Source organism: Pseudomonas sp. GW821-FHT09C08, assembly GCF_059418125.1.
The window spans coordinates 302155-319947 of the sequence record NZ_JBWKPG010000008.1 but is presented as its reverse complement, the minus strand read 5'-3'; the positions used below and the strand labels follow the sequence as shown (position 1 = coordinate 319947).

General features: G+C 63.8%; 17 protein-coding genes. 10 read left to right on the top strand and 7 right to left on the bottom strand.

Features of this window, described 5'->3' with window-relative positions:
• Positions 1 to 175: 175 nt before the first annotated feature.
• Genes AC07OJ_RS25755 through AC07OJ_RS25745 form a run of 3 tightly spaced genes read right to left on the bottom strand, consistent with a single transcriptional unit; the run spans position 176 to position 3415 of the window.
• Complete coding sequence (locus tag AC07OJ_RS25755) at positions 176 to 1651, bottom strand: FGGY family carbohydrate kinase (protein WP_495095451.1); 1476 nt, start codon at positions 1649 to 1651, stop codon at positions 176 to 178.
• A gap of 5 nt (positions 1652 to 1656) precedes the next feature.
• The gene (locus AC07OJ_RS25750; RefSeq protein WP_262134100.1) at positions 1657 to 2589 is read right to left on the bottom strand and encodes a transketolase family protein; all 933 of its coding nucleotides are present in this window, start codon (positions 2587 to 2589) and stop codon (positions 1657 to 1659) included.
• Positions 2579 to 3415 carry a transketolase gene (locus AC07OJ_RS25745; protein ID WP_262134099.1) on the bottom strand — a complete coding sequence of 279 codons (837 nt, stop codon included), beginning with the start codon at positions 3413 to 3415 and terminating at the stop codon, positions 2579 to 2581. Before AC07OJ_RS25745 ends, AC07OJ_RS25750 begins: the two co-directional genes overlap by 11 nt.
• 360 nt (positions 3416 to 3775) lie before the next feature.
• Here AC07OJ_RS25745 and AC07OJ_RS25740 point away from each other — a divergent pair, with 360 nt between their 5' ends.
• From AC07OJ_RS25740 to AC07OJ_RS25700, 9 genes are all read left to right on the top strand, one after another.
• Positions 3776 to 4783, top strand: coding sequence for an ABC transporter permease (locus tag AC07OJ_RS25740; RefSeq protein WP_012724867.1), 1008 nt, complete (start codon positions 3776 to 3778; stop codon positions 4781 to 4783).
• 50 nt (positions 4784 to 4833) lie between these two features.
• Positions 4834 to 5766 (top strand): sugar ABC transporter substrate-binding protein, encoded by a 933-nt coding sequence (locus AC07OJ_RS25735; protein ID WP_065907318.1) that lies wholly within the window; start codon positions 4834 to 4836, stop codon positions 5764 to 5766.
• A 15-nt stretch (positions 5767 to 5781) separates the two neighbouring features.
• Positions 5782 to 7293, top strand: coding sequence for a sugar ABC transporter ATP-binding protein (locus tag AC07OJ_RS25730; protein WP_495095450.1), 1512 nt, complete (start codon positions 5782 to 5784; stop codon positions 7291 to 7293).
• Positions 7294 to 7451: 158 nt separating this feature from the next.
• Positions 7452 to 8216 (top strand): SDR family oxidoreductase, encoded by a 765-nt coding sequence (locus tag AC07OJ_RS25725; RefSeq protein ID WP_495095449.1) that lies wholly within the window; start codon positions 7452 to 7454, stop codon positions 8214 to 8216.
• A gap of 11 nt (positions 8217 to 8227) precedes the next feature.
• Positions 8228 to 9028: a glucose 1-dehydrogenase gene (locus tag AC07OJ_RS25720; RefSeq protein ID WP_065907325.1), complete on the top strand. Its 801-nt coding sequence runs from the start codon at positions 8228 to 8230 to the stop codon at positions 9026 to 9028.
• Between the two features lie 45 nt (positions 9029 to 9073).
• The gene (locus tag AC07OJ_RS25715) at positions 9074 to 10027 is read left to right on the top strand and encodes a sugar-binding transcriptional regulator (RefSeq protein ID WP_065907327.1); all 954 of its coding nucleotides are present in this window, start codon (positions 9074 to 9076) and stop codon (positions 10025 to 10027) included.
• 22 nt (positions 10028 to 10049) lie between these two features.
• On the top strand, positions 10050 to 10973 hold the full coding sequence (gene tal, locus AC07OJ_RS25710) for a transaldolase (RefSeq protein WP_120448935.1): 924 nt from the start codon (positions 10050 to 10052) through the stop codon (positions 10971 to 10973).
• Positions 10970 to 11965, top strand: a complete 996-nt coding sequence (locus AC07OJ_RS25705; RefSeq protein ID WP_495007017.1) for a GlxA family transcriptional regulator — start codon at positions 10970 to 10972, stop codon at positions 11963 to 11965. The genes tal and AC07OJ_RS25705 overlap by 4 nt, the downstream gene beginning before the upstream one ends.
• A 126-nt stretch (positions 11966 to 12091) precedes the next feature.
• A complete protein-coding gene (locus AC07OJ_RS25700) occupies positions 12092 to 13291 on the top strand; it encodes an NAD(P)/FAD-dependent oxidoreductase (RefSeq protein ID WP_495095448.1) in 1200 nt (399 codons plus the stop codon).
• 21 nt (positions 13292 to 13312) lie between these two features.
• Here the strand turns inward: AC07OJ_RS25700 and aqpZ are convergent, their stop codons facing one another.
• The 4 genes from aqpZ to AC07OJ_RS25680 form a co-directional block, all read right to left on the bottom strand.
• Positions 13313 to 14020, bottom strand: coding sequence for an aquaporin Z (aqpZ, locus tag AC07OJ_RS25695; RefSeq protein ID WP_495095447.1), 708 nt, complete (start codon positions 14018 to 14020; stop codon positions 13313 to 13315).
• Positions 14021 to 14118: 98 nt separating this feature from the next.
• On the bottom strand, positions 14119 to 15309 hold the full coding sequence (locus AC07OJ_RS25690; RefSeq protein WP_495095446.1) for a sugar transporter: 1191 nt from the start codon (positions 15307 to 15309) through the stop codon (positions 14119 to 14121).
• Between the two features lie 123 nt (positions 15310 to 15432).
• Positions 15433 to 15795, bottom strand: coding sequence for a type 1 fimbrial protein (locus AC07OJ_RS25685; RefSeq protein WP_120448939.1), 363 nt, complete (start codon positions 15793 to 15795; stop codon positions 15433 to 15435).
• 86 nt (positions 15796 to 15881) lie between these two features.
• Entirely contained in the window at positions 15882 to 16880 is a 999-nt protein-coding gene (locus tag AC07OJ_RS25680) for a bile acid:sodium symporter family protein (protein WP_065907352.1), read from the bottom strand.
• An 85-nt stretch (positions 16881 to 16965) separates the two neighbouring features.
• Between AC07OJ_RS25680 and AC07OJ_RS25675 the strand changes: the two genes are divergently transcribed.
• Complete coding sequence (locus tag AC07OJ_RS25675) at positions 16966 to 17754, top strand: AraC family transcriptional regulator (protein ID WP_065907354.1); 789 nt, start codon at positions 16966 to 16968, stop codon at positions 17752 to 17754.
• Positions 17755 to 17793 lie beyond the last annotated feature (39 nt).

Here is a 17793-nt window from a genome sequence, read left to right as displayed (position 1 = left end):
CTATCGGTCACCAGTCGCCAGGGAGAAGCTGGTGGCGTGAAACCTTAATCGGTGTCCAAGATTACTTGACCAGTTCAGCTTGCTCGCGAATGCGGTGGTTCAATGAATACATCTTCGACTGAAAGACTGCGTTCGCGAGCAAGCCCGCTCGCACATTTTTGAGCTGCATACACCCTTAGAGCAGTGTGCGGGCCAGGGCCTTTTTCCATTCGGCGTAACGACCTGCCATCGCCGGGTCATCCTGCGGCTCGAACCGCTCGCGCTGTCGCTCCAGTTGCGCCAGCGCTGCATCGCTCGCCCACACGCCCAAGGCTCGTCCCGCCAGGTGCGCCGCGCCCAGCGCCGAGACTTCCGGCGATAGGCTGCGCACCACCGGGCGTTGCAGCAGGTTGGCCAGGAACTGCATCAGCCAGCGGTTGCGCGTGGCGCCGCCGTCGACCCACAACTCCTTGAGCGGACTGCCAATGTCCTGCTGCATCGCCTCGAACACATCACGAATCTGATAGCCGATGGACTCCAGCGAAGCACGCAGGATATGCGCACCAGACGTCGCTTCGGTCAGCCCGCAGATCAACCCGCGCGCATCGGCCTTCCAGTGCGGCGCGCCCAACCCGGACAGCGCCGGCACAAAGTACACGCCGCCATTGTCCGGCAGTTGCGCGGCCTGTTCGGTCAACGCATCCAGCGACTCACCCGCCACCAGGCGCGAGGCCCACTGCACCGCCGCGCCGGTGTGCACGATATTGCCTTCCATGCCAAAGGTGGCTTGGCTGCCGTCATGCCAGGCCAACGTGGTCGAAAGACCGTGCGTGGACGCGATCGGCCCCTTCATGGGCGTCATCAACGAAGAACCGGTGCCGAGGGTGGCCTTGACCAACCCCGGGGCAAAACCGCCCTGCCCGTACAGCGCGGCGTGGGAATCGCCGATCATCGACATCACCGGGATGCCCGCAGGCAAACCGCCCAGCGCGACAGTCTCGGCAAAGAAACCGGCGCTCGGGCGGATCGGCGCCAGGGCCGCCAGAGGAATGTCGAACAGCGCCAGCAACTCAGGGTCCCAGGCGCAAGTGTGCAGGTTGAACAGCTGGGTGCGCGCGGCATTCGAATAATCGGTGGCGAACACCTGGCCGCCGCTGAGTTTCCACAGCAGCCAGCTGTCGACGGTGCCCAGGCAAATCTCGCCGGCAGCCGCGCGGGCGTGACCGTCTTCAAGGGTGTCGAGAATCCAGCGAAACTTTCCGGCGGAGAACATCGGGTCCAGCGCCAGCCCGGTTTTTTCCAGGATCACAGCTTCATGCCCCTGCTCATGCAGCTGGGCGCACAACGCGGTGGAGCGTCGACATTGCCAACTGATGCACGGCGACACCGGCTCGCCCGTGCGCCTGTCCCAGGCCACCACCGATTCGCGCTGGTTGCTGATGGCCAAGGCAGTGATCGGACGATCCACCAGGGCCAGGCATTCTTCAATCGCGGCCAGGGTGCTGTGCCAGATGAACAGCGGATCCTGCTCGGAAAACCCGGCCTGCGGATGGCTGACGCTCAACGGCCGCGAGCCGCGGGCAATCACCTGCCCGAGCGCGTTGACCAGCACTGCCTTGGCGTTGCTGGTGCCTTCGTCTATCGCCAGGATCAGCGGAGTGTGGTTATTCATGGGGGTCACCGCAACCGAGTGGCAGCCGCCACGATCCCAGCCGCGTCGATGTTATGCAAGGCGCGGGTCGGTTCGCGAGCGCCGGCGGCGGCGTATTCGCCGTCACCGATGCCCAGGCGGATCAGCGCGATACCCAGCCCGGCTTCGGCCAGCACTTCGGCAACCAGGCTGCCGACGCCGCCGTTGATGTTGTGTTCTTCCACGGTGATGACCGCGTGGGTGCCGCTCAAGGCACTGAGCAAGACGTCACGCTGCAGCGGCCGGATCGACGACAGATTGATCACCTGCGCCTGGATCCCCTGCTCCGCCAGCAACGCCGCGGCATCCACTGCCTCGTGCACCACCGACCCCAGGGCGACGATGCTCACATCGGCGCCCTGGCGCAGGATATCCACCTGTCCCGGCACGAATTGGTAATCGGCGCCGTGCACATCCGGCAAGGCTTTGCCATCGAGACGGATGTACACCGGGCCGTGGTAGCGCAGCGCGTAATCGACGATCTGGCGGCACTCGATCGCATCGGCCGGCGCGAAAATCTGCACATTGCCAAAGCCACGCATCACCGAAATATCGTCAAGGCTGTGGTGGGTGCTAGCCAGCGGACCATAGCTGGTGCCGGCATTCAGGCCGAACATCTTGACGTTGGCCTGGTTGTAGCAGACGTCGACCTTGATCTGCTCATTGGCGCGCGAGATCAGAAACGGCGCCGCGTTGCAGGTGGCGGCGATCTTGCCACCCAGCGCGAGGCCCGCCGCGACGCTGACCAGCGACTGTTCGGCAATGCCGACGTTGATCAGGCGCTCGGGAAAGCGCTGGGCAAACGGGCCGATCTTGGCCGTGGAGGTGGAGTCGCTGACCACGGGTACCACGTCCAGCCCGGCATCGACCGCCTCAATAAACGCCTGCACCATGACGCTCGCCAGATGTTCACTCGCCATGACTCAACTCCTCCAGTGCCGCGTTGATTTCGTCACCCTTGGGCACGCGGTGGTGCCATTCGGGACGGGCTTCGATAAACGACACGCCCTTGCCTTTAATGGTGTGGGCGATCAGCACCTGGGGCGCGCCGGTGTGGGTCTGCATGTCTTCCAGAGCATCGATCAACTCGCCGACGTCGTTGCCGTCGCACTCACTGACACGAAAGCCGAAGGCGGCCCATTTCACGTCCAGCGGGTCCAGCGGCATGATCTCGGCGGTCAACCCCGCCAGCTGCAGCTTGTTCTTGTCGACGATCACAAACAGGTTATCCAGGCCGTACTTCGCCGCCGCCATTGCGGCTTCCCAGTTGGAACCTTCAGCCAGCTCGCCGTCGCCGGTCAGCACGTAGATACGCTTTTTGCTGCCGGACATTTTCGCCGCCAACGCCAACCCCACCGCCACCGGCAAACCATGGCCGAGAGCGCCGGTGTTGAGTTCGATACCGGGGGTTTTCTGCCGCACCGGGTGACCCGGCAAGTGCGAATTGAAGTGCTGGTAAGTAGGCAACCAGTCGGTCGGAATGTAGCCCGCCTGCGCCAGGCAGCAATACAAACCGCCGACGCCGTGGCCCTTGCTCTGGATATAGATATCGCGCTCAGGGTCTTCGGTGCGTTCCGGGCCGGTATTGAGGATGCGGAAATACAGCGTGGCGAGGATGTCGGTTTCCGACAGATCGGCCCCGGTGTGCCCGCCGGCCGGTGAGTCGGCATTCAGGCGGATCACGTGGCGCCGGATCAGGCGGGCCTGTTCTTTGATCTGGTGGGCGTCGTACTGGAAGGCATTCATGCAGCGGCTCCTGTGGGCTGACCACGCGAGGTGAAAGTGCCGAAAGCTGTTTTGAATATTTATTCAGCAGCGACAATATATTTCTATTTAGACGCCGATCAGCCAGCAGGTCAAGTGAGTGATTCGCTGAAAAATGAAATAAGTCGCGCAAAAACCGCTCGGACAGACGGCCAAAATCCCACCCGGGGTTATCTATCCCGTGGCTTTGAGGCGTATAAAAGCTGCGGTTTAGAGGCACACATGAAAAATTAAGCGCTTGACTTTGACGCGGTGGCACTGGAATCTGAATTAACAGTCAGGCACGCATAAATATTCAAGCGACCTGAAAGCACTCCAAAAAAAATAAATCAGGAGAACACTGTGGACGCCAAAGCGATTGTCCAGCACCCGGCCGAACTCAAGCCGCCCCACCGCCCACGGCTGGTGAAACTGCTGCCCAGCAATATCGGCGGCCCGTTGATCGGGCTGGTGCTGTTGGTGCTGGTCTTCTCCTTCAGTTCCGAATTCTTCTTCTCGTTGCGCAATGGCCTGAACATTCTCGATCAGGTCACGGTGCTGGGCATCCTGGCGATCGGCATGACGGCGGTGATCGTGATCGGCGGCATCGACCTGTCGGTCGGCTCGGTGCTGGCCTTCTCGATGATGATGCTCGGCTGGCTCTATCAGGACCAGGCGGTGCCGCTGGGCTTCGCCATCCCGATTTCGATTGCCAGCGGCATGCTGGCCGGGCTGGTCTCCGGGGGCTTGATCACCTACGCCAAGCTGCCGCCGTTCATTGCCACGCTGACCATGATGTCGGTGGCCCGTGGCCTGGCGAATATCCTCACCGAAGGCCGGCAGATCGTCGGTTACCCGGACTGGTTCACCAGCCTGGCGACGGTGCGGCATTTCGGTTTTCTCTCGGCCACCGTCGGGCTGTTCCTGGTGATGCTGGTGGTGGCGTGGGTGTTCCTGCGCTTTCGTGCCGGCGGCCGCAACCTGTACGCCATGGGTGGTAGCCCGGAAGTGGCGCGCCTGTCGGGCATCAAGGTGCGCGCGATCACGCTCTGGGTGTACGCCATCAGCGGTGCCCTCGCCGGCATTGCCGCCGTGACCCTGGCTGCCCGCCTCGATTCGTCCCAACCCAGCGCCGGCCTGAGCCTGGAACTGGACGCCATCGCCGCCGTGGTAATTGGCGGCGCCAGCCTCAGCGGTGGCGTCGGCAGTATCGGTGGCACCCTCGTGGGGGTGCTGATCATTGGCGTGCTGCGCAATGGCCTCAACCTGCTCGGCGTTTCGCCGTTCATTCAACAAGTGGTGATCGGCGTGGTCATCGCCCTCGCCGTGACCATCGACACCCTGCGACGCCGCTCCAGCACTGCCCGTTAAACCTGTTCGACAGTTGACACCCTCCAACAATAAAACCAGGAGTCACCGACATGTTCAGCCCCAAGAAACTGCTCATCGCCACTGCCTTGGCTGCCGCGACCCTCAGCGCCGCCGGCACCACCTGGGCCAAGGACCTGACCATCGGCCTGGCCGTGGCCAACCTGCAGGCCGACTTCTTCAACCAGATCAAGCAGTCGGTGGAAGCCGAGGGCAAGGCCAAGGGGATCAAGGTGATCACCGTGGACGCCCAGGGCAATTCCTCGACCCAGGTCAGCCAGATTGAAGACCTGATCACCCGCCAGATCGACGTGCTGATCTATATTCCGGCCGGTGCTACTGCCGCGGGTGTGCCGGTAAAAGCCGCCAAGGCCGCCGGCATCCCGGTGATCGCCGTCGACCGCAACGCCCCCGACGCACCCGGCGATACGTTTATCGCCAGCGACAGCGTGGCCGGCGCCAAGACCCTGGCCGAGTACGTGGGCAAGATCACCGACGGCAAGGGGCGCATCGCGATCCTGCAAGGCCAGCTCGGTACCACGCCGGAAAACGACCGCGCCAAAGGCTTTGAACAAGGCCTCAAAGCTTTCCCGGACCTCAAGGTGGTCGCCCAGCAACCCGCCGAATGGGCCCAGGACAAAGGGTTCGCGGTGGCCCAGGACCTGCTCCAGCGTGATCCGAACATCACCGTATTCTTCGGGCGCGCCGACGCCATGGCATTGGGCGCGGCCCAGGCAGTGAAAGTCGGCAACCTCGATCACAAAGTCGTGGTAGTCGGTTTTGACGGCGACGTCGCCGGGCTCAAGGCCGTGGAAAGTGGTGTGCTCAACGCGACCATGACCCAGCAGACGCAGAAAATGGGGCGCCTGGCCGTGGCCTCGGCAATTGACCTGAAGGCTGGCAAAGACGTGCCTAAGGAACAACTGCTGCCCACCGTGCTGACCACCAAAGACAACGTCGCGCCGTTCCTGCAACAGCACCCGTAAGCCTCGGAGGTCGTCATGCAAGCAGCCGCTCTGGACACCGCTCAACTTGACGCGGTGCTGTGCCTGCGCAATATCAGCAAGGCCTACGGGCCGGTGCAGGTGCTGTCGCAGGTCAACGTGGATATTCGCCCCGGCGAGGTATTGGCCCTGCTCGGTGAAAACGGCGCGGGCAAGTCGACCTTGTCGTCGATCATCGCCGGCCTGGTGCAACCCGAAGCCGGCGGCAGCATGACCTGGCTCGGCGCACCCTACGCGCCGGCATCACCGGGTGCCGCGCTGGGTGCGGGGATCGGCCTGATCCACCAGGAAATCCGTCTGCTGCCGCAACTGTCGATCGCCGAAAACATCTTCGTCGGCCGCCTGCCCATGCGTCACGGGCGGGTCGACCGCGAGTACATGGAGGCCCAGGCGCAGATTCAGCTCGAGCGCCTGGGGCTCAAGGTGCCGGCGTCGCGCAAGGTCGAAGGCCTGAGCGTGGCGGCCCAGCAACTGGTGGAAATCGCCAAGGCGCTGACCCTCAAGGCCAGCCTGTTGATCCTCGACGAGCCTACCGCGGCATTGGGCGGCGACGAAACCGAGCTGCTGTTCAAGCAGGTGGAACGGCTCAAGGCCGAGGGCGTTTCGTTCATCTATATCAGTCACCGCCTGGAAGAAATCGCGCGCATCGCCGACCGCGTGCTGGTGCTGCGCGACGGTCGCCAGATCGCCCTGCACGCCACGGCCCAGGTGCCGGTGCGTGAGTTGGTCGAGCAGATGGTCGGACGCAGCCTGGAGCGGATTTTCCCGACGCTGCAGGCACCCCAGGCGCGGGTGATGCTGCAGGTCAAGGAGTTGACCTGCAGCGAATTTGCCTTGCACGGCATCGACTTCAGCGTGCGCGCCGGCGAGGTGTTCGGCATTGCCGGGGTAGTCGGCGCCGGGCGGACCGAACTGGTGCGCACCATCGCCGGTGCGGCCCGGGATATCCAAGGCCATATGGTGCTGGACGGTGAAGTCCGCCAGCTGCGCTCGCCGTTCGAGGCAATCCAGGCCGGCGTGGTGCTGGTGCCCGAAGACCGCAAGCAGCAAGGCGTGGTGGTGGAGCATCGGATCGAAGACAACCTGATCTACGGCAACACCGACCTGCTGGATAAACGCGGTTGGGTGTTCCCTGCCCCGCTGCGCGAATTCGCGCGCACGGCGGTGGCGCGCCTGGGCGTTAAAGGGGCACCGCAGTCGCGGATATCCAGCCTGTCCGGGGGTAACCAGCAGAAGGTGATCATTGCCAAATGGCTGGCACGCAATCCCAAGGTGTTCATCCTCGACGAACCCACGCGCGGCATCGACGTGGGTGCACGCGCTGCGATTTATGAAGTGATCGCGGACCTGGCAGCCAAGGGCATGGCTGTGATTGTGGTGAGTTCCGACCTGGACGAAGTGCTCGGGCTGTCCCATCGGGTGATGGTGATGAGCCGGGGGCGACAGATGGGGATTCTGGAACGTGGCGAGGCCACACCGGTTTCGGTAATGGAGATGGCCACCGCATGACCACGAACGATGGATGCAGAACCCTTTTTGTGGTGAGCGGGCTTGCCCCGCGTTGGGCTGCGCAGCAGCCCCCCCTCAGGCACCCGCGTTGAATCAGACACACCCCAATGACAGATCGAGGCGGGGTGTATTGCTAACCATGAATAACGGAGTCATCCATGCAACTTTTCAGTCTTCAGGGCCAAGTCGCTTTTGTCACCGGTGCAGGCAGCGGGATCGGCCAGGCCATCGCGGTCGGGCTGGCCGAAGCCGGTGCCGATGTGGCGTGTTTTGACCTGCCCGGCAGCCCCGGCATTGCCAGCACCGTAGAACGCATCCAGAGATTGGGCCGTCGCGCCCTGGCCCTGAGCGGCACCGTCACCGAGCGCGCCGCCCTGGACGCCGCCGTCGCTCGCACCGAAACCGAACTCGGCCCGCTGAGCGTGGCGGTCAACTGCGCCGGTATCGCCAACGCCCAGGCCGCCGAAGACCTCGAGCTGCAGCGCTGGCAGACCACCCTGGACATCAACCTCACGGGCATCTTCCTCAGTTGCCAGGCCCAGGCCGCCGTCATGTTGCCGCGCGGCAAAGGCGCCATCGTCAATATCGCCTCGATGTCCGGCAGCATCGTCAACCGCGGCTTGCTGCAGGCGCACTACAACACCTCCAAGGCCGGGGTGATCCACCTGAGTAAAAGCCTGGCGATGGAATGGGCCGACAAGGGCCTGCGGGTCAACTGCATCAGCCCCGGCTACACCGCGACGCCGATGAACTCGCGCCCGGAAGTCGCCGACCAGGTGAAGATTTTTGAACAGACCACGCCCATGGGCCGCATGGCCAGCGTGGAAGAAATGGTCGGCCCGGCGATTTTCCTGGTCAGCCAGGCCTCGTCTTTCTGCACCGGTGTCGACCTGCTGGTCGATGGCGGCTTCGTCTGCTGGTAAGGAGTCTTGTGATGTCGCAACGTTTCAGCGGTAAAACCATCGTGATCACCGGCGCCTGCCGTGGCATCGGCGCCGGCATTGCCGAGCGCTTCGCCCAGGAAGGCGCCAACCTGGTACTGGCTTCCAATGACCTGGAACGCGTGACCTTCACCGCCGACCAACTGGCCCAGGAATACAAGGTCGACGCCCTGGCCCTGGCTATCGACGTCACCCGTGAAGACGACATTGAAAAGCTCTACCGCGAAGGCCACGCGCGCTTTGGCAGCATCGACGTGTCGGTACAGAACGCCGGCATCATCACCATCGACCACTACGACAAAATGCCCCGCGCCGACTTCGACAAGGTGCTGCAGGTCAACACCACCGGCGTGTGGCTGGGCTGCCGGGAAGCGGCCAAGTACATGGTCAAGCAAGGCAGCGGGCGGCTGATCAACACCTCGTCCGGCCAGGGCCGCCAGGGGTTCATCTATACGCCGCACTACGCCGCGAGCAAAATGGGCGTGATCGGCATCACCCAGAGCCTGGCGCTGGAACTGGCGCGGCATAACATCACGGTCAACGCGTTTTGCCCCGGCATCATCGAAAGCGAAATGTGGGACTACAACGACCGCGTGTGGGGCGAGATCCTCAGCACCGAGGAAAAACGCTACGGCAAAGGCGAGTTGATGGCCGAATGGGTCAAGAACATCCCCCTGCGCCGTGCCGGCAAACCCTCGGATGTGGCAGGCCTGGTGGCGTTCCTGGCCTCCGACGATGCCGCCTACCTGACCGGCCAGGCGATCAATATCGACGGCGGCCTGATCATGTCGTAAGGGTTTGGTATCCTCACCCGCATTGATGTCACCACTGAGGCCTTCATGAGCCAAATCGAAGAACAGCGCCTGATCACCAAGATCGCGAGCCTCTATTACGAAGAAGGGCTCAAGCAGTCCGAGATTTCCGCACAGCTCGACCTGTCCCAATCCTTTATCAGCCGCGCGCTGCGTCGGGCGCTGCAGGAAGGCGTGGTGAAGATCAGCGTAATGCGCCTGCAAGGCCTGCACCTGGAGCTGGAAACCCAGTTGCAGCGCCGCTATGGCGTGCGCCGGGTGATCGTGGTCGAAGCCACCGAACCGGGCAATGACGAGAGCATCAAGCAGGCCATCGGCTCGGCCGCCGCGCATTACCTGGAGACCAGCCTGTCGCCGCAGGATCACATCGGCATTTCGTCGTGGAGCAGCACCATTCGCGCCATGGTCGGCCACCTGCATGCGCAACCGGGCAAACAAGGCGCCCAGGAAGTGGTACAACTGTTGGGTGGCGTCGGTAACAAAGGCGCGTTTGAAGCGACCTTGCTGACCCAGCGCCTGGCCACCCTGCTCAACTGCCCGGCGTTCCTGCTGCCCTCGCAAAGCATCGAGCAATCGGTGGAGAGCAAGCAGCGCATCGTGCAGATGGAAGAGGTCAAGGAAGTGCTGCAACGCTTTGACAGCATCACCCTGGCCATCGTCGGCATCGGCGACCTGGAGCCTTCGCAACTGCTGCGCAACAGCGGCAACTACTACACCGAAGACATGCTGCGCCTGCTGGCCGAGCGCGGTGCCGTCGGCGATATCTGCCTGCGCTACTTCGACGCCCAGGGCAAGCCGGTACTGGAAGAAGATGAAGAGTTCGTGGTGTCGGTGGCGCTGCCCAAGCTGCGCAGCATCCACCGCGTGCTGGGCCTGGCCGGCGGGCTGAACAAGGTCCAGGCGATTCGTGGCGCGCTCAAGGGCGGCTATCTGGACATCCTGATTACCGACCTGGATACCGCACAGGCCCTCAACCAATAACCTCTTTTGGAGACTGCCGCTCATGACGTCCAAGCTCGAACAACTCAAGCAATTCACCACCGTGGTCTGCGACACCGGCGACCTGGAAGCCATCAGCCGCCTGCGCCCGGTGGACGCCACCACCAACCCATCGCTGCTGCTCAAGGCCGCCGCCATCCCCGAATATGCAGACCTGCTGCGCCGCGCCGTGAGCCATGCCAAAGGGGATGTGGGCCTGGCCGGCGACCACTTCGCGGTGTCGGTGGGTGCAGGGATTCTCAAGGTAATTCCGGGGCGCATCTCCACTGAGGTCGACGCGCGCCTGTCATTCGACGAAGACGCGCTGTGGGCCAAGGCCAACCAGTTGATCGCCCTCTACGACCAGGCCGGCATCGGCCGCGACCGCGTGCTGATCAAGCTGGCCTCGACCTGGGAAGGCATCCGCACCGCCGAGCGCCTGGAAAAGGCCGGTATCCAGACCAACCTGACGCTGCTGTTTTCTTTCGCCCAGGCAGCTGCCTGCGCCGACGCCGGCGTGTTCCTGATCTCGCCGTTCGTGGGCCGCATCTACGACTGGTACCGCAAGAACACCGGCCTGGACTACACCGGTGCCGAAGACCCCGGCGTGCAGTCGGTCACGCGCATCTACAACTACTACAAGGCCAACGGCATCAAGACCGTGGTGATGGGCGCCAGCTTCCGCACCCTCAGCCAGATCGAACAGCTGGCCGGTTGCGACCGCTTGACCATCAGCCCGGAACTGCTGCAAAAGCTTGATGAAGACCAGGGCCCGCTGGCACGCAAACTCACCCCGGGCGCCGACGGCGAAGCGCGCCAGCAGTTGACCGAGGCACAGTTCCGCTGGGCCTCGAACGAAGACGCGATGGCCACTGAGAAACTCGCAGAAGGCATTCGCCAGTTTGCGCGGGACCAGGAAAAACTGGAGGCGGTGTTGTCGGCGCTATGACCCCCGTCCAGCCGCTCGGCCAGTCGCGCACCTTGGTGTTCCTGGCCTACCCGCACATGGGCCTGCTCGACCTGACCGGTGCCCAGACCGTGTTCTGGGCGGCCACCAAGGCCATGGTCGAGCGTGGCCTGCCGGGCTATGTGATGCACACCGCCAGCCTGGCGGGTGGCTTGATGCCAACAGCCGAAGGCTTGAGCGTCGATACCCTGCCACTGGCGCAATTTGACCCCGCCACCCTCGACACCTTGATCGTACCCGGCGCCCCCGCCATTCAACAGGCGATGGCCGCCAACACCGATCTGGTGGACTGGCTGCGTCATGCTTCCACCCAGGCCCGACGCACGGCTTCGGTGTGCAGCGGCACGTTCCTGCTGGCCCAGGCCGGCTTGCTCCAAGGCCGGCGTGCTGCCACGCACTGGGCGATGTGCGACATGCTCAAGCGCGGGTTCCCGAGCATCGAAGTGGACATGGACGCGATCTTTGTCCAACAAGGCAATGTGTGGACGTCGGCAGGCGTGAGTGCCGGTATCGACCTCGCGCTGGCGTTGGTCGAGGCCGATTGCGGGCGTCACGTCGCCCTGCAAGTGGCGCGGGAGCTGGTGGTGTTTCTCAAAAGGCCCGGTGGCCAGGCCCAGTTCAGCCAACTGCTGCAAGCGCAGACCGATGACACTGCGGGTTTCGACGCCTTGCACCTGTGGATCGCCGATAACCTCAGCGACAGCGAGCTTACGGTGGAGCGCCTGGCAGAACAAAGCCGCATGAGCCCGCGCAATTTCGCCCGGGTCTACAAGCAAAAAACCGGGCGCACCCCGGCCAAGGCCATCGAGTTGTTTCGCGTGGAAGCGGCACGACGCCTGTTGGAAGACTCCCAGCGCAACATCGACCAAGTCGCGCACCTGTGTGGCTTTGGCGATGAAGAACGCATGCGCTACACCTTCCATCGCCACCTGTCGATTTCCCCTCGCGACTACCGCGCGCGCTTTTCCCGCTGACAGCAGGCCGGTTGGCAGTAATTCAGGGTTTTGTGTCCTACCCGACAAACAACCACGCTCTTAGAGTAGGCCGGTAACGCATTGCACCTTGAGCAATCGTATCGACCTGGTCCCTGGAGCATCCCCATGAAGCAGCACATCCTTATCATCGGCGCCGGCTTCGGCGGTGTCTGGAGCGCCTTGAGCGCCGCACGCCTGCTGGATAAACATGACCGCCAAGACGTGCAGATCAGCGTGCTGGCCCCACAGCCGGCGCTACGTATTCGTCCACGTTTCTACGAAGCCGACGTGCATGCCATGCAAGCACCGCTGGGGCCGTTGTTTGCGGCGGTCGGCGTGGACTTCATCGAGGGCGCCGCCGACCGCATCGATGAAAATGGCAAGCAGGTGACCTACCGCAATGCGGCTGGCACAGCCACCACCCTCACGTACGATCGCCTGGTTCTAGCCGCTGGCAGCCGTCTGAATCGTCCACAGATGGAAGGCATCCAGCACGTGTTCGATGTGGACCAGATCGAAGATGCCACGCGCCTCGAAGCGCACATCAAGGGGTTGAACAAGCTGCCCGACAGCCCGGCACGTAACACTGTGGTGGTGGCCGGCGGCGGGTTTACCGGGATCGAGACCGCGACCGAAATGCCGGCACGCCTGCGCGAAGCACTGGGTGACAACGCCGATATTCGTGTGATCGTGGTGGACCGCGGCCCGCAGATTGCGGCTTCCATGGGCGATGGTATTCGCCCGTCCATCGTTCAAGCCAGCGAACACCTGGGCCTGGAATGGAGATTGAACACCTCAGTGGCCGCGGTGGATGCCGGCGGCGTGACCCTGGCCAATGGGGAACGCATTGAGTCCAGTACCGTGATCTGGACCATCGGCTTTCGCGCCAACCCGCTGACCGAACAGGTCAGCGGCACCCTTGATCCCCAGGGCCGCCTGCATGTGGACGGCAACCTCAAGGTCAAGGGCCTGGCCGATGTCTTTGCCGCCGGTGATGTGGCCTACGCCGCCACCGATGACCTGGGTCACTTCGCCGGCATGTCCTGCCAGCACGCCATTGCCCTCGGCCGCTACGCCGGCAACAACGTCGCCGCCGACCTGATCGGTGTGGCCCCGATGACCTACAGCCAGCCCAAATACGTCACCTGCCTCGACCTCGGTGCCTGGGGCGCGGTGTACACCGAGGGCTGGGATCGTCAGCTCAAACTGGTGGGCCAGGAAGCCAAGGAGCTTAAACAGCAGATCAACACCGTGTGGATCTACCCACCCGCTGCTGATCGGGCCACCGCGCTGGCGGCGGCTGACCCGCTGATCCCGGTGGCCTGACCGCGCCTGGGGCGGCAGCTATCAACTCTGGGGTGTATTTACCGTCAGGCCACGAGCTGCCAATGCCCCCAATACCCCGCCGACCATCGGCGCCAGCCAGAACAACCACAACTGCGCAATGTACTCACCGCCGGCGAACAACGCCGGGCCGGTGCTGCGCGCGGGGTTGACCGAGGTGTTGGTCACCGGGATCAGGACCAGGTGTATCAGGGTCAGCGCCAGGCCGATGGCAATCGGCGCAAAGCCTGCGGGCGCGCCCGGCGCGGTCACGCGCATGATGATCAGCACAAAGAAGAACGTGGCGATCACTTCGGCCAGCAGCGCAGCCTTCATGTCGAACAGGCCCGGACTCAGCTCGCCGTAGCCGTTGGCAGCAAAGCCGCCCATCTCGAAACCGGGTTGGCCGTTGGCGATCACATACAGCGCCGCTGCAGCCGCAATGGCGCCAACCACTTGCGCCGCGATATAGGGCAGCACTTTCCCCCCGCACAGACGGCGCCCTGCCCAGAGGCCGAAGGTCACCGCCGGGTTGAAATGCCCACCGGAGATACCGCCCACCGCGTAGGCCATCGTCAACACGGTCAGGCCGAACGCCAGTGACACGCCGGCGAAGCCAATCCCCAACCCAGGGAACGCAGCCGCCAGAATGGCGCTGCCACATCCGCCGAAAGTCAGCCAGAAGGTTCCGAGGAATTCTGCGGTCAAACGTCTTTGCACAAGTGACTCCATTGCTGTTCAGGTGCCGTCACCACAGGACGTGGGCGGTCCTGGGCGACGGTAGCAATGGGCATCATGGCGCCCTGTAAGACTTGTCTGGTTTTAGCGTTTTACCGCGGGGTTGCGGGCACACCCGTGCCGAACCGACGAATCGCCAGGCAATAACCGATCAACGCCACCGCCGCCAGCAAACCGCCCGCCGCGCCGATCCAGGCAAAGCCGAAGTGGCTGCCGACCCAGCTGCCCATCAGCGCACCGCCGCCGATACCGATGTTGTAGATGCCGGAGAACATCGCCATCGCCACGTCGGTGGCGTCCGGCGCAAGAACCAGCACCTTGGATTGCATGGCCAGGCCGAAGCCCATGATCGCCATGCCCCAGAACACGCTGAGGATCACCAGGTAGGATTCGCCGCCGCTCAACGGCAGCAGCAGCGACAGGCACGCCGCCAGCAGGAACACCGCGCCGACCACGAACACGTGAGGGTTGAAGCGGTGCACCAGGCTGAACAGCAGCGAACCAATGATGCCCGCGCCGCCGAACACCAGCAGGATCAGGGTGACCGCGCTGCCGCTCATGCCGGCCACGCCTTCGACGAAGGGTTCGATATAGCTGTAGGCGGTGAATTGCGCGGTGACGGTCATGGCCGTGAGCACGTACAACGCCACCAGCGCCGGACGCTTGAACAGCAGCGGCAGGCTGCGCAGGGAGCCGGAGTTCTGGCTCGGCAACGGCGGCAAGGTGCGCGCCAGCCAGAACACCAGGGCAGCAGCGAAGGCGCCGATGACCAGGAAGGTCGTGCGCCAGCCCATGGCTTCGCCGAGCAGGCGGCCCAGCGGAATGCCCAGAACCATCGCCAGCGAGGTGCCGGTGGCGAGCAAGCCCAGCGCCTGCACCTGCTTGCCTTCCGGCGCCAGGCGCACGGCCAGGGACGCGGTGATCGACCAGAACAGCGCATGGGACAAGGCGATGCCGACCCGGCTGAGCATCAGGATGCCGAAGCTGGTGGCTACGCTGGAAAGAATATGGCTGGCGATAAACATGCCGAACAGCACGATCAGCAACTTGCGCCGCTCGACGTTGCGGGTCAGCAGCATCACCGGCAGCGAGGTCAGCGACACGATCCACGCATAGATGGTGAGCATCAGGCCGACACTGGCGATGGGCATGTCGAAGCTGGCGCCAATGGCGCTGAGCAGCCCCACGGGCACGAACTCGGTGGTGTTGAACACAAACGCGGCCAGCGCCAGGGCGATGACCGGTTGCCAGTTGGCTTGGGGGGTTGCGGCTGAAATGCTCATTGAAGGGCGAGGTACTCTGGCGATGATCAAGCGGCCACCCAGGACAAGCGCCGCCGCCGAGCATTCTATAGGTTTCTCGGCCGGCTGTTGACGCTCATCCCCCTCAAAATACCCTCAGCGGGGTCACGGTAAGGTCATGGTCACCACGTAGTTCCCCGACCGGATCGGCTTGCCGGCGCCATCGACGAGCACATAGCGCTGGTCGTAATACCGCCCGTTGCCACTGTCCGCGACCAGCAGCACGTGGGCCGCGTCGACACTGGCCACCGGCGCCACACCGCGTACATCGAAGTGGCTGCCGCGGCTGGCGACGGCACACTCGTGCAATTCCATCACCGCGCCACTGTGCGTATTTGTCGCACACCCGCCTTCGACGATACTGCCGTGGAACTCAATGCTGCCCTGCCCCACGATCTGCGCGGCGCCGCACGTACTCGCCCAGACACCCAGGAGGCCTGCCATTACCGAAAGACGCTTGACGCTCATGTCGACACTCCTTATTGGGCTCTTACCCAGTAAGTCGTCTGCCCGAGCGTTAACTTGAGGCGCCGCGTCCAAAGGTGTGCGCTAGATCAAGGATCCACCTGCCCCATCATCTCGGGAATGCTTTCCGGGCGCTTGGCGTAGCGCTGGGCCAGCGCCGCGCAGACCATCAACTGGATCTGGTGAAACAGCATCAGCGGCAGGATCAGCACCCCCATGGTCGCCCCGGCGAACAGCACCTGGGCCATCGGTACGCCGGTCGCCAGGCTCTTCTTCGAGCCACAGAACAGGATGGTGATGCGGTCTTCCTGGTTGAAACCAAAGGCCTTGCCCAACAGCGTCGACGCCACCAGCACCAGGCCGAGCAACACGCAGCAGGCGACAACCAGGCCACCCAGTTCCCACAGCGGGATCTGGTGCCAGATGCCTTCGTTGACCGCTTCGCTGAACGCGCCGTACACCACCAGCAGGATCGAGCCCTGGTCGACGAACTTCAGCCAGGATTTATTGCGGCCCACCCACGCGCCGATCCAGCGGCGGGCGATCTGCCCGGCGACAAACGGCAGCAGCAATTGCACGCTGATTTTGAGGATTGCATCGACCGTGGAGCCGCCGTCGCCGTGCACGTTGAGCAGCAAGGTCACCAGCAACGGCGTGAGGAAGATGCCGAACAGGCTGGAGGCCGCCGCGCTGCAGATCGCCGCAGGGATATTGCCGCGCGCCAGCGAGGTGAAGGCAATCGCCGATTGCACCGTGGCCGGCAAGGCGCAAAGGTAGAGCATGCCCATGTACAGGTCTTTGCCGATCAGCGGCGAGAGCAGCGGCTTGAGCGCCAGGCCCAGCAGCGGAAACAGTACGAAGGTCAGGCTGAACACCAGCAAGTGCAGGCGCCAGTGCCCCGCACCGGCCACGATGGCCTGGCGCGACAGCTTGGCGCCATGCAGGAAGAACAGCAGCGCGATGGCCAGGTTGGTGACCCAGCCGAAGGCCACGGCAGTCTGGCCGCTGGCGGGCAGCAGGGAGGCGAGGATCACCGTGGCGATCAGCGTCAGGGTGAAGTTGTCGGGCAGAAAACGGGGGCGAGTCATAAGCGGATCTTCCGGGGGTTGCCAAGAGCGTCATCGCGACTCTAACGTAACGGCCTGTTACCGACTAACGCCAATGAGCCAGTAAATGCCGCCTAAAGGACATGCCAACACCGTGCGCCGCAGCGTGCCCGGGCTTTCCAGCCTGCCACGGCCGGTGTATGGCCGTACCGAATCGCTGCCCAACCGCGCACTGACGCGTCGGCACAGCCACCCGTGGGTGCAATTGTCCTACGCGATCTCCGGGGTGCTGGAGATCCAGACCAGCGTCGGCCGCTTCGTCGCCCCGCCGCAACGCGCGGTGTGGATCCCAGCGGGCATGCCGCACCGGGTATTCAGCTCGCCGCACACGGAGATGCGCAGTTTGTACCTCGATTGCAGCGTCACCACCTGGGCGGCGGAGCGTTGCCAGGTGCTGGAGGTGAGCAACCTGTTGCGTGAGTTGATCCGCAGCTTCAGTGAACTGCCAGTGGAGTACGCCGAGGATGGCCCGGACGGTCGGCTGGCCCAGGTGGTGCTCGACCAACTGGCGGCAGCGCCGCAGGTCGACCTGATGCTGCCGTTGCCCCACGACCCGCGCCTGCGCCAGATCTACCGCAGCCTCAACCTGCACCCCGAACAGCAGACTACCCTGGGGCAGTGGAGCCAGAAGCTGGGCGTCAGCGAGAAAACCCTCAGCCGTTTGTTCTTGAGGGACACCGGCCTGACGTTCCGGGCCTGGCGCCAGCGCCTGAGGCTGTTGACCGCCCTGCCCGCCCTGGAGCAAGGCGAGCGGGTGACGGATGTGGCGCTGGGCTGTGGCTACGAATCTACCTCGGCATTCATCAATGCGTTTCGCCAGCAGTTTGATGCGACGCCCGGTGAGTTCTTTCGCTGACCATGAGGTGAAGGAGATCCAAAAGTGGGAGCGGGCTTT

Excerpts from the sequence above, each read along its gene's own strand:
- AC07OJ_RS25755 (WP_495095451.1), bottom strand. The coding sequence starts at position 1,651 with ATGAATAACCACACTCCGCTGATCCTGGCGATAGACGAAGGCACCAGC.
- AC07OJ_RS25750 (WP_262134100.1), bottom strand. The coding sequence starts at position 2,589 with ATGGCGAGTGAACATCTGGCGAGCGTCATGGTGCAGGCGTTTATTGAG.
- AC07OJ_RS25745 (WP_262134099.1), bottom strand. The coding sequence starts at position 3,415 with ATGAATGCCTTCCAGTACGACGCCCACCAGATCAAAGAACAGGCCCGC.
- AC07OJ_RS25735 (WP_065907318.1), top strand. The coding sequence starts at position 4,834 with ATGTTCAGCCCCAAGAAACTGCTCATCGCCACTGCCTTGGCTGCCGCG.
- AC07OJ_RS25730 (WP_495095450.1), top strand. The coding sequence starts at position 5,782 with ATGCAAGCAGCCGCTCTGGACACCGCTCAACTTGACGCGGTGCTGTGC.
- AC07OJ_RS25725 (WP_495095449.1), top strand. The coding sequence starts at position 7,452 with ATGCAACTTTTCAGTCTTCAGGGCCAAGTCGCTTTTGTCACCGGTGCA.
- AC07OJ_RS25720 (WP_065907325.1), top strand. The coding sequence starts at position 8,228 with ATGTCGCAACGTTTCAGCGGTAAAACCATCGTGATCACCGGCGCCTGC.
- AC07OJ_RS25715 (WP_065907327.1), top strand. The coding sequence starts at position 9,074 with ATGAGCCAAATCGAAGAACAGCGCCTGATCACCAAGATCGCGAGCCTC.
- tal (WP_120448935.1), top strand. The coding sequence starts at position 10,050 with ATGACGTCCAAGCTCGAACAACTCAAGCAATTCACCACCGTGGTCTGC.
- AC07OJ_RS25705 (WP_495007017.1), top strand. The coding sequence starts at position 10,970 with ATGACCCCCGTCCAGCCGCTCGGCCAGTCGCGCACCTTGGTGTTCCTG.
- AC07OJ_RS25700 (WP_495095448.1), top strand. The coding sequence starts at position 12,092 with ATGAAGCAGCACATCCTTATCATCGGCGCCGGCTTCGGCGGTGTCTGG.
- aqpZ (WP_495095447.1), bottom strand. The coding sequence starts at position 14,020 with ATGGAGTCACTTGTGCAAAGACGTTTGACCGCAGAATTCCTCGGAACC.
- AC07OJ_RS25690 (WP_495095446.1), bottom strand. The coding sequence starts at position 15,309 with ATGAGCATTTCAGCCGCAACCCCCCAAGCCAACTGGCAACCGGTCATC.
- AC07OJ_RS25685 (WP_120448939.1), bottom strand. The coding sequence starts at position 15,795 with ATGAGCGTCAAGCGTCTTTCGGTAATGGCAGGCCTCCTGGGTGTCTGG.
- AC07OJ_RS25680 (WP_065907352.1), bottom strand. The coding sequence starts at position 16,880 with ATGACTCGCCCCCGTTTTCTGCCCGACAACTTCACCCTGACGCTGATC.
- AC07OJ_RS25675 (WP_065907354.1), top strand. The coding sequence starts at position 16,966 with ATGCCGCCTAAAGGACATGCCAACACCGTGCGCCGCAGCGTGCCCGGG.